The organism is Polaromonas sp. P1_E1_2, from assembly GCF_056406035.1.
This window is the reverse complement of sequence record NZ_JBFUAZ010000005.1, coordinates 1-17,315: the sequence shown is the minus strand read 5'-3', so window position 1 is coordinate 17,315 and position 17,315 is coordinate 1. Positions and strand designations below refer to the sequence as shown.

Genomic DNA, 17,315 nt, shown 5'->3' with positions numbered 1-17,315 from the left:
GGAGCTCATTTGATGAACCGGGTGTCAGCCAGCTTGGTCATGTCTGGCAGCGACTTGATGATGCCGGCTTCGAGCAGCAGGTCAGCCGCTTCCTTGCTGAAGGCAGCATGCTCACCGGCAAAGAATTTCTGATTCGCCGCGCGGTCTTGCCAGCGCAGGTATTTGGAGGAGGCTTCAAAGGCATCGCCGGTCTGCTTCACGTCAGCGCCCATGATCTCGAAGCTCTTCTTGGGTTCCTTCTGGATCATCTCGACAGCCTCAAAGTAGCTGTCGGCCAGAGCCTTGGCGGCTTTGGGGTTTTCTGCCAGGAATTTGGGCGTGCAGCCAAATGTGTCCATCACCATGGGGTAGTCCAGCGTGGTGGCGAGGATCTTGCCAGCCTCTGGCTTGGCGCGCACCGCACCCAGGTAAGGCTCGTAGGTCATGGCGGCATCCACACCGTCGGTGCCGGCAATCATGGCGTTGGCCGCGGCCTGCGGCTCGAGGTTGACGATCTTCACATCCTTGGTGCTCATGCCGTTTTTCTTCAGCATCCAGGCCAGGGCGAAGTAAGGCGAGGTGCCGGGCGCGCTGGCGGCCACGGTCTTGCCTTTGAGGTCGGTGATCTTGGTGATGGCGGGTTTGACCACCATGCCGTCGGCGCCATAGCTCTTGTCGAGCTGGAAGATCTGCGTGGTAGCCACGCCGTTGGCATTCCACACCACCCAGGTTTCTACCGTGGTGGCGGCGCACTGCACATCACCCGAGGCAATGGCCAGGTGGCGGTCTTTTTGCGGAATCTTTTTGATGGAGACGTCGAGCCCGTTTTTCTTGAAGATGTTGGCTTCCTTGGCCAGTGTCAACGGGGCGAAGCCCGTCCACCCCGAGATGCCGACGGCGACTTTGGTTTCCTGCGCCTGGGCATTCATCGTGGCCAGTGCGGCCGAAGCGGCCAGCAGTGAAAAGGCAAGGTGCTTCTTCATGAAAGATTTCTCCTGTAGGGAACGGGTTGGGATATCGCTACTGTATGCAGGCTTCATGCCAGCCGCAAGGCCGTTAGCTCGGTGATTTGCGCTTCACCGGCCAGACCAATCAGCCCGCCCGCCACCAATTGGTGCACCTTCTCCATGTCGGGCGCAAGGCTGCGGTCATGCATCATGGCCGGCGAGACCTGGCGCACCAGTTGCAGCACACCCTCCAGCACGGTGGAACTCTTGAGCGGTCGCAGAAATTCAATACCTTGTGCGGCAGCCAGCAGTTCGATCGCCACGATGTATTCGGTGTTGCGCAGCATGGGTTGCAACCGGCGCGCCGCGAATGTGGCCATACTCACATGGTCTTCCTGATTGGCCGATGTTGGCAGGCTGTCCACGCTGGCCGGGTGGGCGAGTGATTTGTTCTCTGACGCCAGTGCTGCGGCAGTGACATGCACGATCATGAAGCCGGAATTGAGGCCCGGCTCGGGTGTCAGAAAGGCCGGCAGGCGCGAGGCTACGGTGTCGACCAGCATGGCGATGCGGCGCTCTGTGATGGCTCCGATTTCGGCGATGGCGACTGCCAGCGCGTCGCAAGCCAATGCGACCGGCTCCGCATGGAAATTCCCCCCGGAGAGCAGCGTTGCATCGTCAGCAAACACCAGCGGGTTGTCGGTCACGGCATTGGCTTCGCGCATTAGCACCTGCGTGGCGTAACGCATCTGGTCCAGGCAGGCACCCATCACCTGTGGCTGGCAGCGCAGGCAGTAAGGGTCTTGCACGCGGTCGTCGCCTTCGAGGTGCGAGCGGCGAATCTCGCTGCCCACCATGATGGCGCGGTAGGCCGCAGCGCAGTCGATCTGGCCCGGTTGGCCGCGCACGGCGTGGATGCGTGGGTCAAACGGGCCGTCGCTGCCGCGCGCAGCGTCCAGCGTGACGGCGCCCGAGATCACAGCGGCTTCAAACAGGCGGTCGGTGGCGAGCAGTGCATCCAGCGCCAGCGCGGTCGAGACCTGAGTGCCGTTGATCAGCGCCAGGCCTTCCTTGGCCGACAACTTCACCGGCGTGATGGATACCTGTTTGAGCGCATCACCCGCGGCCATGCGCTCACCTTGGTAGAAGACTTCGCCTTCGCCAATGAGTGGCAGGCACAGGTGGGCCAAGGGGGCCAGGTCGCCCGAAGCGCCTACCGAGCCCTGGCAGGGGATCACCGGCGTCAGGCCTTTGTTGTAGAGCGCTATCAGTGTATCGATCACGACTTCTCGCACACCGGAATAACCGCGTGCCAGGCTCGCGGCCTTGAGCAGCAGCACCAGTCGCACCACGCGCTCGGGCATGGGCTCGCCCACACCCACGGCGTGAGACCGTAGCAGGTTAAGTTGCAGGATTTCGAGGTCGGCCTGCGCTATGCGCTGATTGGCCAGCTTGCCAAAGCCGGTGTTGACGCCGTAGACGGCGGCACCACCCTGTGCCGCCTGCTGTACCAGGGCTGCACTGGCGCGAATGCCCGCTACAGCAGACAGGTCAATGGCGAGTGTTTCACGCCTGGTGTGGATTTGCCGAAGCTGGGACAGCGTGAGATAGCCAGGTTGGATGTTCATGAGGGAGATGTCCGGGTTTCGTCAAAGGGGGCGGCTATGCGCCGCCGGCCATACTGGCGCGTGGTTCGAGCGGAACGCCACGCTTCAGCGTCCCATCATGGGCAGGTTCAGCCCGTTGTCTGTGGCGCTTTGTTTCGCGATGTCATAACCCGCGTCGGCATGGCGCATCACGCCGGTCGCCGGGTCGTTGAATAGCACACGCGCGAGCTTTTCCGACGCCTCGGCAGTGCCGTCGCACACGATGACCACGCCCGAGTGCTGCGAATAGCCCATGCCGACGCCGCCGCCATGGTGCAGGCTGACCCAGGTTGCGCCGCTGGCGGTGTTGAGCAGCGCGTTCAGCAACGGCCAGTCGCTCACGGCATCGCTGCCGTCTTTCATGGCCTCGGTCTCGCGGTTGGGCGAGGCGACGGAGCCGCTGTCCAAGTGGTCGCGGCCGATCACGATGGGGCCTTTGAGCTCACCGTTTTTCACCATCTCGTTAAAGGCCAGGCCTGCCAGGTGACGCTCGCCCAGTCCTATCCAGCAGATGCGCGCCGGCAGGCCCTGGAAGGCGATGCGCTCTTCGGCCATGTCCAGCCAGCGGTGCAGGTGCTTGTTGTTGGGAAAGAGTTCTTTCATCTTCGCGTCGGTTTTTTGGATGTCTTCCGGGTCGCCTGAGAGTGCCACCCAGCGGAAGGGGCCGACGCCGCGGCAAAAGAGCGGGCGAATGTAGGCGGGCACAAAGCCGGGGTAGTCAAAGGCGTTTTCGACGCCGAAATCCTTGGCGACCTGACGCAGGTTGTTGCCATAGTCCACCGTGGGAATGCCCATTTCGTGGAAGGCCAGCATGGCTTTGACGTGCGCCACGCAGGATTCGCCAGCGGCTTTTGTCAGTGCGGCGTGCTGGGCAGGGTCTTTTTGCGCGGCGCGCCATTGCGCGACCGACCAGCCTGCGGGCAGGTAGCCATTGATGATGTCGTGGGCAGAGGTCTGGTCAGTGACGATGTCGGGGCGTATGCCGCCGGCTTTGGCGCGCTTGACCAGCTCCGGAACGATCTCCGCCGCGTTGCCGCACAGGGCGATGGAGACGGCTTCTTTGCGCGAGGTGTGGTGCTTGATCATCTCCAGCGCTTCGTCAAGGTCTTTGGCCTGCTTGTCGACATAGCGCGTGCGCAGCCGGAAGTCGATGCTGGACTGCTGGCAYTCGATGTTGAGCGAGCAGGCGCCGGCAAAGGTRGCGGCCAGCGGCTGCGCGCCGCCCATGCCGCCCAGGCCGGCGGTCAGCACCCAGCGGCCTGCGAGATCGCCGTTGAAATGCTGGCGGCCGGCTTCCACAAAAGTTTCATACGTGCCCTGAACGATGCCCTGGGTGCCGATGTAGATCCAGCTGCCGGCCGTCATCTGGCCGTACATCATCAGGCCCGCGCGGTCCAGTTCGTTGAAATGCTCCCAGGTCGCCCACTTGGGTACCAGGTTGGAATTGGCGATCAGCACGCGCGGCGCGCCCGTGTGGGTGCGGAACACGCCGACCGGCTTGCCCGACTGCACCAGCAGGGTTTCGTCGGCTTTGAGTTTGCGCAGGGAATCAAGGATGGCGTCAAAGGCCGGCCAGTTGCGGGCTGCCTTGCCAATGCCGCCGTACACCACGAGCTCGTCAGGGTTTTCGGCGACTTCCGGGTCCAGGTTGTTCTGGATCATGCGGTAGGCCGCCTCGATTTGCCAGTTGGCGCAGGTAAGGGTGCTGCCGCGGGGCGCGCGCACGGGGCGGGCCTTGCTATCCAGAAAAGGGGTTTGGGAAAGATCGGACATGAGACTGCTCCGGAGAAGACGGGATAACAGGGGAATTTCACAGCACCAGAAAAAAGGAATCAACCGGCGACAGGATAAATCGTAGTTGTCTATACAACTTGTGTCAACTGCGGTAATCTATGGTTTGTGCGCAAAAGCCGGGCCGGCAACCCTGACCGGCCGATGAAAGGTCGGGACTTTTGCGGTGACAATGATTTTTTACACACGCGAGCACTCCGCTGAACCATGGCCACCACACCACTGCCTGCCTACGGTCAGGTCAAGGMATTCATCAAAAAACGCATCAGTGCCGGCACCTGGAAGCCCGGCGACCCGGTGCCCAGCGAAGCCGTGCTCATGGAGCAGTTCGGCGTGAGCCGCATGACGGTCAACCGGGCGCTGCGCGAGTTGATGGGCGAGGGCATGGTTACGCGCATCCAGGGCTCCGGCACTTTTGTGGCGGAGCTGCACCGCATTTCCTCCACACTGACCATTCGTGACATTCATGAGGAAGTGGTGGAACGGGGGCACGTACACACTTCGCGCGTGCTGCTCGCTGAATCTGAAAAAGCCAGCGCCGACCTGGCGCGCACCCTGGGCTTGCGGCCGGGCGGGCGGGTGTTTCACACGATATTGATTCACCTGGAGAACGGCGTGCCGATTCAGTATGAAGACCGCTATGTGAACCCGGCGGCGGCACCTGATTATTTAAAGACCGACTTCACCCAGACCACACCCACCCACCATTTGCTCGAGCAGGCGCCGCTCACCGAGGCCAGCTATTCCATTGAGGCCTGCCTGCCCTCGGCGTTGGAGGCCAAACACCTGGACATCAAGCCCGCAGAGGCGTGCCTCGCCATGATGCGGCGCACCGTGAGCGGCAGCAACATCGCCAGTGTGGCGCGCCTGGTGTACCCAGGCTCTCGTTACAGTTTTGCCGGGAAGTTTCAGGCATGAGCCCGCCGGGCTGTCCCATGGGCTCATACCCCAGCGCTGTGGCGCGGAGGTTTCCTCAATGAGCTGGAACATCGTGCGGCTGGTCGACATCCCCGCGACGCCGTGGCGCAATGGCGGTGGCGTCACGCGTGAGCTGGCCATGTGGCCAGATGCGGGTGACTGGGCGTGGCGCATGTCGGTGGCGGATGTGGACAAGAGCGGACCGTTTTCGAAGTTCGAAGGCATCGAGCGCTGGTTCGCGGTGCTTGAAGGCGCGGGGGTTCACCTGGACGTAGCGGGTGTGCCGCACCGCGTAACAGCCAGCGACGCGCCGCTCTTTTTTGATGGCGCTGCGGAAACCGGTTGCGGCTTGATTGACGGCAAGACGCGCGATTTCAACCTGATGGTGCGCCGGGGCAACGCGCCTTCCCGCATGGTTCGCGTGGCAGGACGTTTTTCAGAAACCCTGCATGCTATGAAAACGATAGCTGTGTACGCATACGGATCAAGCGCTACAGTGTTATTTGATGAAGAAGTTTTGCAGCTGGAACCAGCGGCGCTGGCCTGGCGCACGGTAACGGGTAGCGCTGCGGTTCGCATCGCTGCAGAGCAAGCCCTCTGGATGGAGATACCCGCATGAGCCTGCAACTCTGGACCAACTGCCGCGCGGCCACGCTGCAAGCCGGCGCCGCACAGCCTTATGGGTTGATTGAAGATGCTGCGCTGGTGGTGGAGGGCGAATCCATCGTGTGGGTGGGCCCACGTGCTGATGTGCCTGCAGACCTTTTCGCTCGCTGCACAACGCAGCATGACGCCGGCGGTGCATTGGTCACTCCCGGTCTCATCGATTGCCACACCCATCTTGTCTACGGTGGCGACCGCGCCCACGAATTCGAGTTGCGCTTGAACGGCGCGACCTATGAAGAGATTGCCCTTGCCGGTGGCGGCGTCGCCTCGACCGTGAAGGCGACTCGCTCCGCCAGCACGCAGCAACTTCAAGCGCAGAGTGCGGCCAGGCTTCAACGATTGATTGCCGAAGGCGTGACCACACTCGAGATCAAGTCCGGCTATGGCCTGGCGCTGGAGCATGAACGCAAGACGCTGTCGGTGGCGCGCGCGCTGGGGAAAACCCATGCGGTGGATATTCGCACCACTTTTTTGGGTGCCCATGCGGTGCCGGCTGAATTCGCCGGGCGCACTGACGCCTATGTTGATGCCGTACTGGAAATGCTGCCGGCGCTGCACGCCGAAGGACTGGTTGATGCGGTCGACGCGTTTTGCGAGCGCATTGCTTTCAGCCCCGCGCAGACCGAGCGGGTTTTTGCCGCGGCCAAGGCCCTGGGCGTTCCTGTCAAGCTGCATGCCGAGCAGCTCAGCGACAGTGGTGGCGCGCAGCTCGCGGCGCGCTATGGCGCGCTCAGCTGCGACCACCTGGAGTGGTTGTCGGCTGAGGGCGCGCAGGCGATGGCGGCCGCCGGTTCCGTGGCGGTGCTGTTGCCCGGTGCGTTTTATTTCTTGCGTGAAACGAAGTTGCCGCCTATGGCCTTGCTGCGCGAGCACGGCGTGGCGATGGCGATTTCTACCGACTGCAACCCGGGCAGCTCGCCCTGCACCTCTTTGCTGCTGATGCTCAACATGGCGTGCACGCTGTTCCGCCTGACGCCTGAAGAAGCGCTGGCCGGCGTCACGCGCCATGCCGCCGCTGCGCTAGGTCTGCGCGACCGKGGCGTGCTGGCCGCCGGCATGCGGGCTGATTTTGTGCTGTGGGGTGTTGAGCGGCCGGCGGAGCTGAGCTACGCCTTTGGCGCGAACCCGCGCTTTCAAACAGTTTTCAAGGGCCAGGTCTTATGAACGAACGCTCGAGCGAAGTTTTTACATTGCACCAGGGTACGGTTCCGCTGCTGGTCAGCATGCCGCACATCGGCACCGAGATACCGGCCGAACTCAAGGGCGGCTACACCGATGAAGCCCTCCGGGTCGAGGACACCGACTGGCATTTGCATCTGCTCTACAACTTTTTGCCGGCGCTGGGCGCCAGCGTGTTGCGGCCGCACTATTCGCGTTATGTGATTGACCTGAACCGCCCGCCCGACGATGTGCCCATGTACCCCGGTGCATCCAACACCGAGCTGTGCCCCACGCACTTTTTCAGTGGCGCGCCGCTTTACAAAGCAGGCCACGAGCCCGCACCCGAAGAACGCGCGCGCCGTCGCGAGGCCTACTGGCAGCCCTACCATTCGGCACTGGCCGGTGAGCTGGCGCGGCTGAAAGCCCAGCACGGMTTTGCCTTGTTGTGGGATGCGCACAGCATCCGTTCGCAAATTCCCTGGCTCTTTGAAGGCAAGCTGCCCGATCTCAACATCGGCACGGCCAGCGGTGCGAGTGCGAATGAAACCATCACCGCTGCAGTGGTACAGGCCTGCGCCGCCGCGCCCCATATCACCACCGCCGTTAACGGCCGCTTCAAGGGGGGCTACATCACGCGCCACTACGGCCAGCCGGACAGCGATGTGCATGCCGTGCAGCTTGAGATGTGCCAGAGCCTCTATATGCAGGAAGCGCCTCCCTACGCGTACGACGAAATGCTGGCATCGAAAGTTCAGCCTTTGTTAGAGAAAATGGTCTTCAGCGCCCTGCTGGCTTGCGTGTGCTGCTATGAAAAGTGAAGCAAGCCGGTTTTTCACCGAAGCGGCCTGGGTGCAGGGTGCRTGGGCCAAAGACGTWCTGCTGACGGTCGCCGGCAACGGCACCTGGCAAAGYGTGGAGCCCGGCGCCACGGCGCAGCAGCAAGAAGGCGCCACGCGTCTGCCTGGCCCGATCCTGCCTGGTTTGGTCAATGCGCACAGCCATGCCTTTCAGCGCGCGATGGCGGGCCTGACGGAGCGGCGCAGCGAGGGCGCCCATGCATCCGACGATTTCTGGAGCTGGCGCGACCGCATGTACACCGCGGCCAACCGCATCACGCCCGAACAGCTCGAAGCGATTGCAAGCCAGCTCTATGCCGAGCTGCTGGCCGGCGGCTATACCCAGGTCTGTGACTTCCACTACCTGCATAACGACATCAGCGGCGCGCCCTATGCCAACCCGATAGAAATGTCGCTGGCGCTTGTGCGCGCCGCGCAGCGCACGGGTATTGGCCTCACCTTGCTGCCCACGCTCTACATGCGCTCGGGCTTCAAGGCAACGGGTTTGCGGGAAGACCAGCGCCGTTTTTCATCGACGCCCGAGAGCGTCATGCGCATGGTCGAAGACATCCAGCGCCAGACAAAGGGCGACGCGCGCATCAATACTGGTGTGGCCGTGCATTCATTACGCGCGGCCAGCCCGGCTGCGCTGCATGAGCTCACAGGCGCAGCCAAAGCAGCCGGCCTGCCGGTACACATCCACATCGCTGAGCAGACGCAGGAAGTCGATGACTGCCTGGCGCACACCGGCCAGCGCCCGATTGAATGGCTACTCAACAACGCCGATGTCGATGCCCGCTGGAACCTGGTGCACGCCACTCACTCGACACCGGCCGAGTTGCAAGGCGTGCAGGGCAAAGGCGCCTCCATTGTGATTTGCCCCGCAACTGAAGCAAATCTGGGCGACGGCGTGTTTGATTTGCCGGCCTACGCAGCCGCAGGCGGCAAGTGGTCCATAGGCTCCGACAGCCACGTCACCCGCAGCTGGCCTGAAGAGCTGCGCCTGCTGGAATATTCGCAACGCCTCACGCTGCGTCAGCGCAACATCGCCGCCCGCATCCTGGGCCACGAGAGCAGCGCGGCTGGCTTGTTCGAATCCGCACTGGTGGGCGGTTTCCCCGCAACTGGCCGGATGCAGGGTGGTTTCGCGCCCGGGCATCGGGCGGACTTCATGACGCTGGATCCCGGTTCGCCCGCGTTGCTGGGTGTGCCGGTTCACCATCTGCTGGATGCGCTGGTGTTTTCGAGCCCAGGCGGAGTGGTTGGCGAGGTATTTGTAGCCGGGGAGCGTGTACTGGCCAGCGGGCCAGGTGCAGAGAAAAGGCGGCAGCTCGCAGAAAACTTCAGCCAGGCCATGCGCGAACTATGGCGTTGAAAGGTCAAAGGTCGCCAGTTGCACTTTTATGTGCGAAATAGCGTTCCGGGCCAATAGTGACGGGCGCAAGCAGCTATTAAAACAGGAGTATGTGGTACCACCAACAGGAATCGAACCTGTATCTAGCGCTTAGGAGGCACTCGTTCTATCCATTGAACTATGGCGGCACTTCTCTTGGAGAAGCTGCAATTGTATTCGGTGGCGAAAGCCGGCCTCGCCCTCAGGAATCACCTCAGTCGTAAGGCACGGTGAAGATCAGGTCCACCGCGCTTTGCTGGCCGGCCTGGGCGCGCACGGTGAAGCGTTGCGAGAGGTCGTAAAACACGTAGAGCGTGCCCAGTGCGCCGGTCACGGTGCGCTCATAGGCGGCGTAGAAATTGCGCGAAAAGCGCTTGCCCAGCGTGACGGCGCCTTCTGTCGTGGTGCCGTCCGTGTTGCTGGATGCGCCGCGGTAGGACAGCTCGTCCAGTCCCAGCGAGGCAGCCAGGCCGCCCGACATGCCGCCGCCTTTGCTACCCAGCAGGGCCAGGGCGGCCTGCTGCAGTAGCGCGGCTTCGGCTCCGCCTGAAGCCGACGAGCGGCCCACCACCAGCCACGAGAGTTTTTCGGCGTCGGGCAGCTCGGGTTGCGCGTACAGGCGCACGCGCGGCAGCAGGGCGGTGCCGGTAATTTGCACGCCCACGCGCTGCGTGAGGTTGGGGCGAATCGCCAGGATATCGAGCGAAGGGTTGTCGATGGCGCCGGTAAAGCGCAGCATGCCTTGCTCCACATCCAGGCGCTGGCCGTAGGCGCGGTACTGGCCGCCTGCCGTGTTGATGGTGCCGTTGAGCCGGGGCTCGCGCAGCGTTTCACCGCTCAGGGCCAGCGTGCCGCGCACACGCGTGTCTATGCCCTTGCCCTGGATGCGGAAGTCGCGGCCCAGGTCAAGCTCCACCGCCAGTTTGACGGGGCGCGCGTCGCGGTCGGCGATTTCGTCGCTGGTCTGCGCGGGTGCCTTTTGGCCCGCCGCCGCGCCGCGGGTGGTGCGCACCACCACGTCGTCGCCGAGTTGCGGCGTACCTTCGTCGGGCAGGATGATGCGGGCCTGGTCGATCACCAGCTTGCCGGTGAGTTCAGTTTGTTGTCCCTTGAGGCCGGCCTGCACCTCGCCCGATACCGTCAGTTGCCGGTCGGTACGGATGCTGGCCCGCAAGCTTTCGAGCCTGGCCGTGAGCTGCACCTGCGGCTTGCCCTCCACCCAGCCGGCTTCGCCCTGGGCCGTGAGAACGCCGCCCGTGCCCTTGTCGCCCGCGCCCTGCAGCGTGAACTCGTTGATGCGCATGCGCGTGCCGTCGAGTTTGGCGCGCAGGCGGCCGTTGCCGAATTCGATGCCGTCTACCACCGAGCGCAGGGCGAGGTCGTTGGCCTGCAGGTCGCCGGCCAGTTGCGGCGCGGCGCGGGTGCCGCTGATCGCGACGTCAGCGCCCAGCGAGCCGCGCAGCCGCCAGCCCGGCGGCGCCAGCACTGACCACACGCCGATGCGCGGCAGCTGGGCGCGCAGCTGGCCGGCCAGCGGTGCATCGGCCGGCCAGAGCCAGCCGCCGCCGGCGGTGGCTGGCGCGCGGGCCAAACGGGTCCTGAGCTGGCCGTCTGCCGTGCCCGCGCGTTCGCTGTCCCAGCGCAGCGCCAGCGTGACGGCCTCGCCTTCGCTTTGCAGCGAGAGGCGCGCTTCCTTCACGCCGGCCGCCACGCGCGCCGCCATGCCTTGCACGGTTTCGGCTTGCACGGTGATGTCGCCGCTGCTGCGTGCGAGGCTGACTTTCAGGCGCAGCGTGTCACCCAGCGTGGCGTCCCAGTCGCCATCCAGCAGCAGGGTGCCGCCCAGGCCTGCGCCGGCCATTTGCGGGCCGGCCAGCAGTTCTATCCAGGCCAGCGGCAGGCCGCTGAGCTTGCCGGCGGTGACGAGTTCACGGCCCGGCCGCCAGCGAACCGGTTGCCACGCCAGCGTGGCCTGCGAAGGGGCACTGGTGGATGCGCCCGAAGGCGGCGCGACCAGAAGGGCTTCTCCCGCGCCGCTTTCAAACAGGTCACCATTGCGCGCGGGCGTCCACTTGAGCGGCACGGTGCTGCGGGTCTTGAGCTGCCAGGCCCCCTTGCCCAGCGTGGGGTCTTCCACACTCACACTGAGCTGCTTGACCAGGCCTTGCCACGCGGATTCAGCGAGCGGGGCGTTGCGTGCGGCGCCGTTGTTGAGTCGCCCGCCTTCTGCCGCCAGCTGCAGGGTGTAGCGGCGCTGGCCTGCTTCCATGCGGCCTTGCGTGGCCAGCTGTGCCTGGCTCAGGCGGCCGGAAAGCGTGGCCTGGAAGGCGCGGATTTTCAGGGCCTCTGCGGTAGCGACTGGTGCTGTTCCTGCTGTGCTGGAAGTTGTCGCAGCGGCGGGCGCAGGCGTTGCCATGCGCCAGTCAAGTGAAGGCAGGTCCAGCCGTGCCTGCAAGGCCGGATCTTGCCAGCCACCTTGCCAGCTGGCTTGCAGTTCGGCGCTGCCGCTCGCCGATGCGCTCTTCAATGATGCGGGCAGGCCCGGGAGTTTTTGCAGCCAGCGCAGGGCTTGCGCCATGTCGCGGCCGCGCAGGCTCACGTCGCCTTTGCCGCTGGTTTGCCGCAGTTCCCCTTGCAGTTGAGCGTCCAGTCCGGGGGCTGTCAGTGTGAGTTTTCCCTTGCCGCCTTTTGCGCTGGGTTGGGCCTCAAGCTGACCTGCCAGCTCGGCGTCGTCGGTGCGTACGCGCAGAGCCGACAGCACCAGCGTGCCGCCGGCCTGTTCGGCATTCCAGCTGCCGGTGGCACTGGCATCGCGCAGGCGCAGCTGGCCCAGCGGATTGTTCCTGGCGCTGGCGTCATTGCGTGCTGCCTGCACGTTTGCGTCAAAGCTTATGACCGGGCCCTGGCTGCGGATGTCGGCTTTGCCGTCCAGCGGCAGCGGCGCCAGTTGGCTGTGCAAGAGGGCCGGGTTGACGTGTTGGAGCGTTGCCCGCAGCTTCCACGCGGGTGCTGCAAGGGATGTGGTGGGCGCATCAGCCCACTCGCCGCTGGCCAGCAGCTCGCCGCCGCCCAACTGAGCCTTGAGCGTGCGCACCATGGCCATGCCGCTACGCCACTCGCCTTGGATTTCCAGCCGATCCAGGGGCAGCTTGTGCTGGTCCCAGGGGCCAGGCAGGGAATTGGCCAGTTGCAGTTGCAACTGCCAGGCGGATGTCGATGAAGCGCTTGCCGGTGAACTTGCAGAGGCTGCAGGCCGCACGTTGGCGCTGCCCGTCAGCAAGGTTTGTGGGCCTTCGGGCCAGAAGGCTGCTACATCCAGATCACGAAAATCCGCATCAGCTTGCGGCAGGGGTTGTGGAGCCCAGGGCATCACGCGTGCTGTTGCAGTTGCCTGTGGTTGCCGCTGGTTTTTGCGGGGTGATGTGGCGGAAGGCTGAGCGCTCACTTGCAGCTCGGCCTTCACCAGCAGTTCGGTGAGGGGGCCGTGGGCCGTGGCTTTGAAAGCCAGCGGCACGGGCGCTTTTGTGCCGGGAATCTGCGTGTCCAGTGCGCCTGCCAGACTGGCATCAAGCTTCAACGGGCTGTGTGACGATAAGGTCGCGCGCCCGTTGTAGCGGCCGTGCGCTACCTGCGCGCTGAGCAATTCCAGCTGGTGGTCTATGCCCTTGAACGCATAGTTTCCAGTGATGGCGGAGGCTGAAAACGCCGCGCCGCCCGTCCATTGAAACTGCCCGATGGAAAACCCGTCAAGCACCACCGGCAGCGGCAAGCCCAGCGCTGAAGGCGGCACCGACGGCGTGGTCGAGGGCGAGCGTTGATCGTTGACCTGCACGCTGGCTGCAGCCAGCCGGTTGACCTCCAGCGTGCCGTGCAGCAGCGACCACGGTTGCCAGGCGAGGGTGACATCTCTCACATCCACACGCAAGCCATCTTGCTGCCACACCAGTTGGTCAACATGCCCGCCCGCGCGTAACGAGCCTGTCACGCGTTCGGCGCTCAGCGGCTGGGTTCGAGCGATCCAGTTCAATGCGGTGGCCAGTGAGCCGTCGGTGCCGGCCCACCACCAGGCGCCTGCAGTGACGCCGATAGCCAGCACCACCACGCTGCCTGCGGTCCAGGCTGTGACGCGCAGCCAGCGCCGTGGTGGGCGTGCAGGCCCCGGTGCGGCTGGAGGAATCGAGGTCTTCGGCGTGTCCATCAGAAAACAAATCCCACGCTGACGTGCAGGCGCAGCTGTTTGACTTTCACACCATAGGCCAGGYCAATCTGCAGCGGCCCGATAGGGCTTTTCCAGCGCACGCCGGTGCCGATGCCGACGGAAGGTTTCATGTCTTTGGGGTTGTCTGCCACGGCGCCTGCATCGATGAAGAAAGTGTTCTCCCATTCGCTGGGCCGGCCGTCGCGCAGCATCGGGCGCTGGTATTCCACGCTGCCCACCGCCATGTAGCGGCCCGGCCCAGTCACACCGTTGTCCAGTTTGATGCCGATGTCACGATAGCCGTAGCCGCGGACGGTGGTGTCGCCGCCCGTTCGGAACAGCAAGGTGCCGGGAATGCGCGCCGAGTCTTTGGCTAGCACGGCGCCGCCCTCGGCGCGCATGGCGATGCGGCCCCGCTCCAGCGGCACAATGCCGAGCCAGCGGCCCACGGCGCGGGTGAGAGGCAGGTGCTGCGACCCCATGGTGCTGCCGGCGCCGAGTTCAAAGCCCAGGCCGTAGCCCTTGCTCGGGAATGGCAGGCTGTCGAAGTAGCGACCCGTCCAGACATAGTTGGCGGTCAGGGCCGAGCCGTCGCCGATATCGGCGGCGGAGCTGTTGATCTGGCCGCTGCCGCTTACGCTCGCCCTGTCGTATTGCAAATAGATGTTGCGGTCTATGCGTTCGCCGGCCTGCGTGCGGCCAAAGCGCAGGCGCCCGGAGCGGGTGACGAGCTCGTTGTCGTCGACACGTTCGGTGCGCGCCAGGGCCACCCAGCGCCAGCTGGCCTCATCGGGAATCGAGGTCCATTCGGTCTGGGCGAAAGGTGATTTCTTTTCGAGTTGCAGTTTGGTGACGGCGCGCCAATTGGTGCCCGGCACTCGCAGGTGTGTGTGCTCAATCGAGGCGCGCGGCCCGCTGTCGGTGGTAACGCCCACACCCAGGATGATTTTTTGCAGTTTGGCTTCGCGCACCTGTACCTGGACGGGCGCTGCCTGCGGATCGCTTTCGGGATCGACAAAGATGTAAGCCGAATCGAAATAACCGCTGGAAGCCAGTCGCTGCTGCGCTTCGGTCAACTGCTTCTGGTCGTACACGGCGCCGGCATTGAGGCGTGCCAGGCGCGGCACCAGCACCGGGTCGTAGCGCTCGACACCTGTTACCTGCATGGGGCCCAGGCGGTAGAGGGGGCCGGAGTCGAGCTTGAGGCTCAAGGCTGCGCTGTGCTCCGGTGCGTCCACATCGGCCAGGCTGCCTGCCAGCTTGCCGGCCGGGTAGCGGCGGGCAACCAGGTCGCGCAAGGCCTGTGTCTTGGCGCTGTCCCAGGCGTCCTGCGTAAAGCGTTGGCCTGTGGGCAGACGCCAGTCGCGCTGGATTTCCGCGCGCTGGGTCTGCGCATCCGGGTCGGGGGATTCGGCAATATCGCCTGCAAAGTCGATGGTTACCGGCCCGACCGTTGTAGCCTGACCCGGCTCCACCGCGACCACAATGGTCGGCCGCTGGCCTGACCCCGCGGCAGTGCCGCCTTCTCGCGTAATGGCGATGGTCGGGCTGAAATAACCCAGCGTGCCCACCAGGTTGCGCACATTGCGCTCGGCCAGCACGATCAGGCGGGCCAGTTCGGCCTCGTCCAGGTCGGTCACAGYGCGGTAGCGTTGCAGCTCAAGGTGTCTTTCGAGCAGCTCCTTGATGGGCTGCGGCGCGCGCACCGCGATGTCGAAGGCYGTAACTTCAGGCTGAGCGCCGGTTGGGCCGGTGGAGCCTTGCGGTGTGGGCTCCGGCGTGACTTTCTGAGGAGGCGGAGGTGGGGCTGGCGCGGTTTGTGTGACGCCGGAAGGCGGTGTCGCTGTGTTGCCGGACTGCGCAGGCGCAGCTGTTTGCGCGGCGGCCAAAGGCGCCAGAAATATCGCAAAGAGGGCGAAAGCAGGGATGAAGCCGGCGCTGGTCGGCAATCCTGCCGGGGTGGCCGTCCGTGCGCAGTGGGTACTGTGGGTACTTGGATGGGTCACGAAGGCAGTTTACTTGAACGCCCCAGCGCTCAGGCGTAGGAGGCGAACGCTACTTCGAGAGCATTCGCATGGCCTCTTCCAGCCCCTTGATGGTCAGCGGGTACATGCGCTGGTTCACCAGTTGCTGGATCACGCTGATGCTCTGGCGGTATTGCCAGACACCCTGCGGTTCGGGGTTGATCCAGGCGAATTTGGGGAAGGCGTTGGTCAGGCGCTGCATCCATTCGGCGCCGGCTTCTTCGTTGTTGTATTCCACGCTGCCACCCGGCTGCAGGATTTCGTAGGGGCTCATGGTCGCATCGCCGACGAAGATGAGTTTGTAATCCTTGTTGTACTTGCGGATGATGTCCCAGGTCGGGAATTTCTCGCTGAAGCGGCGGCGGTTGTTCTTCCACATGAAGTCGTAGACGCAGTTGTGGAAGTAATAAAACTCGAGGTGCTTGAACTCGGCCTTCACGGCAGAGAACATTTCCTCGACGCGATGGATGTGCTCGTCCATGGTGCCGCCCACGTCCATCAGCAGCAGCACCTTCACATTGTTGTGACGCTCGGGCACCATCTTGATGTCCAGCCAGCCGGCATTGGCCGCCGTGGAACGTATGGTGTCGTCCAGGTCCAGTTCTTCGACATTGCCTTGGCGTGCGAACTTGCGCAAGCGGCGCAGCGCGACCTTGATGTTGCGTGTGCCCAGCTCCTGAGTGTCGTCGTAGTCCTTGTAGGCGCGCTGGTCCCAGACTTTCACGGCGCTTTTGTTGCGGCTTTTCTCCTGGCCAATGCGTATGCCTTGCGGGTTGAAGCCGTTCGCGCCAAAGGGCGATGTGCCGCCCGTGCCTATCCATTTGCTGCCGCCTTCGTGGCGCTCTTTCTGCTCTTCAAAACGCTTTTTGAGCGTTTCCATGAGTTCGTCCCAGCCCATCTTCTCAATCTTGGCTTTTTCTTCGGGGCTGAGTTCCAGCTCGAGGTTTTTGCGCAGCCATTCGAGCGGGATGTCTTTGGTGAAGTYGGCCAGCATTTCCACGCCTTTGAAGTAGGCGGCAAAGGCGCGGTCGAATTTGTCGTAGTTTTTTTCGTCTTTCACCAGCACCGTGCGGCTGAGGTAATAGAAGTCATCGATCTTCCAGGCGCCTTCGCCCTCGTGCGCTTCGAGCTTGTCGCTGTTTGGGCCGACGACGCCTGCCTGCAGTGCTTCGAGCAGCATCAGGTATTCCTTGACGGAGACCGGCAGCTTGGCCGAGCGCAGGGTGTAGAAGAAATCGATCAGCATGGAAAACTCCTTGGCGGCGCTTCAGGCTCTTGGCTTATCCAGAAGATAAAGCAATTGCGCCTTGACTTCAGGCCATTCGCCAGCTGCAAGGCTGTACATCACGGTGTCGCGTATCGTGCCGTCGCGGCGCAGGGCATGGCCGCGCAGTACGCCGTCCTTGCGGGCGCCCAGTCGCTCGATGGCGCGCTGGGAGGCGTGGTTGAAGTTGTCGGTGCGCCAGCCCACGATGTTGCAGCCCAGGGTTTCAAACGCATGCGTGAGCATCAGCAGCTTGCAGGTGGTGTTGACATGGGTGCGCTGGCAGCGTGCGGCGTACCAGGTGTAGCCAATCTCGATGCGCTTGAGGTTGGGCACGATGTCGTGGTAGCTGGTGGAACCCAATACTTCGCCAGAGGCGGCGTCCGTCACGGCGAAGGCGAAGCGATTGTCTGTCGCCAGCGCGGTTTCAATATAGCCGCGCGTCTCATGGGGTTCGGGCACCGAGGTGACGCGCAGCTTCCAGAGTTCGCC

Annotated in this window: 12 protein-coding genes and 1 tRNA gene; 5 read left to right on the top strand and 8 right to left on the bottom strand. The window is 63.9% G+C overall.

The genetic code is table 11. From position 1 onward, the window contains the following. Nucleotides 1–5 precede the first annotated feature (5 nt). From AC1D1P_RS00755 to hutU, 3 genes are all read right to left on the bottom strand, one after another. The gene (locus AC1D1P_RS00755) at nt 6–962 is read right to left on the bottom strand and encodes an ABC transporter substrate-binding protein (RefSeq protein ID WP_477668329.1); all 957 of its coding nucleotides are present in this window, start codon (nt 960–962) and stop codon (nt 6–8) included. Between the two features lie 53 nt (nt 963–1,015). Further along, a complete protein-coding gene (hutH, locus tag AC1D1P_RS00750) occupies nt 1,016–2,554 on the bottom strand; it encodes a histidine ammonia-lyase (protein ID WP_477668328.1) in 1,539 nt (512 codons plus the stop codon). A gap of 84 nt (nt 2,555–2,638) precedes the next feature. After that, nucleotides 2,639–4,345: a urocanate hydratase gene (gene hutU, locus AC1D1P_RS00745; RefSeq protein WP_477668327.1), complete on the bottom strand. Its 1,707-nt coding sequence runs from the start codon at nt 4,343–4,345 to the stop codon at nt 2,639–2,641. 225 nt (nt 4,346–4,570) lie between these two features. On the opposite strand from hutU, the gene hutC reads away from it, so the two are divergent. Genes hutC through AC1D1P_RS00720 form a run of 5 tightly spaced genes read left to right on the top strand, consistent with a single transcriptional unit; the run spans nt 4,571 to nt 9,319 of the window. After that, nucleotides 4,571–5,281: a histidine utilization repressor gene (gene hutC / locus AC1D1P_RS00740; protein ID WP_477671800.1), complete on the top strand. Its 711-nt coding sequence runs from the start codon at nt 4,571–4,573 to the stop codon at nt 5,279–5,281. A gap of 58 nt (nt 5,282–5,339) precedes the next feature. Further along, entirely contained in the window at nt 5,340–5,900 is a 561-nt protein-coding gene (locus AC1D1P_RS00735) for a HutD/Ves family protein (RefSeq protein WP_477668326.1), read from the top strand. Continuing rightward, nucleotides 5,897–7,111 carry an imidazolonepropionase gene (gene hutI / locus AC1D1P_RS00730; RefSeq protein WP_477668325.1) on the top strand — a complete coding sequence of 405 codons (1,215 nt, stop codon included), beginning with the start codon at nt 5,897–5,899 and terminating at the stop codon, nt 7,109–7,111. The genes AC1D1P_RS00735 and hutI overlap by 4 nt, the downstream gene beginning before the upstream one ends. Then, nucleotides 7,108–7,926: an N-formylglutamate deformylase gene (hutG, locus tag AC1D1P_RS00725; RefSeq protein WP_477668324.1), complete on the top strand. Its 819-nt coding sequence runs from the start codon at nt 7,108–7,110 to the stop codon at nt 7,924–7,926. Before hutI ends, hutG begins: the two co-directional genes overlap by 4 nt. After that, on the top strand, nt 7,916–9,319 hold the full coding sequence (locus tag AC1D1P_RS00720; protein ID WP_477668323.1) for a formimidoylglutamate deiminase: 1,404 nt from the start codon (nt 7,916–7,918) through the stop codon (nt 9,317–9,319). Before hutG ends, AC1D1P_RS00720 begins: the two co-directional genes overlap by 11 nt. Nucleotides 9,320–9,411: 92 nt before the next feature. Here the strand turns inward: AC1D1P_RS00720 and AC1D1P_RS00715 are convergent. From AC1D1P_RS00715 to AC1D1P_RS00695, 5 genes are all read right to left on the bottom strand, one after another. Beyond that, nucleotides 9,412–9,486: transfer RNA gene (locus AC1D1P_RS00715), tRNA-Arg, on the bottom strand. A 65-nt stretch (nt 9,487–9,551) separates the two neighbouring features. Further along, entirely contained in the window at nt 9,552–13,535 is a 3,984-nt protein-coding gene (locus AC1D1P_RS00710) for a translocation/assembly module TamB domain-containing protein (RefSeq protein ID WP_477668322.1), read from the bottom strand. Further along, entirely contained in the window at nt 13,535–15,541 is a 2,007-nt protein-coding gene (locus tag AC1D1P_RS00705; RefSeq protein ID WP_477671799.1) for an autotransporter assembly complex protein TamA, read from the bottom strand. The genes AC1D1P_RS00710 and AC1D1P_RS00705 overlap by 1 nt, the downstream gene beginning before the upstream one ends. A 49-nt stretch (nt 15,542–15,590) precedes the next feature. Then, nucleotides 15,591–16,805: a vWA domain-containing protein gene (locus tag AC1D1P_RS00700; protein WP_477671798.1), complete on the bottom strand. Its 1,215-nt coding sequence runs from the start codon at nt 16,803–16,805 to the stop codon at nt 15,591–15,593. A gap of 21 nt (nt 16,806–16,826) precedes the next feature. Beyond that, the coding region (locus AC1D1P_RS00695) for a GNAT family N-acetyltransferase (RefSeq protein WP_477671797.1) at nt 16,827–17,315 on the bottom strand (489 nt) is incomplete at its 5' end.

Bases quoted from the DNA above. Each gene is read 5' to 3' on its own strand.
- AC1D1P_RS00755 (WP_477668329.1), bottom strand. From the start codon at position 962: ATGAAGAAGCACCTTGCCTTTTCACTGCTGGCCGCTTCGGCCGCACTG.
- hutH (WP_477668328.1), bottom strand. From the start codon at position 2,554: ATGAACATCCAACCTGGCTATCTCACGCTGTCCCAGCTTCGGCAAATC.
- AC1D1P_RS00735 (WP_477668326.1), top strand. From the start codon at position 5,340: ATGAGCTGGAACATCGTGCGGCTGGTCGACATCCCCGCGACGCCGTGG.
- AC1D1P_RS00710 (WP_477668322.1), bottom strand. From the start codon at position 13,535: ATGGACACGCCGAAGACCTCGATTCCTCCAGCCGCACCGGGGCCTGCA.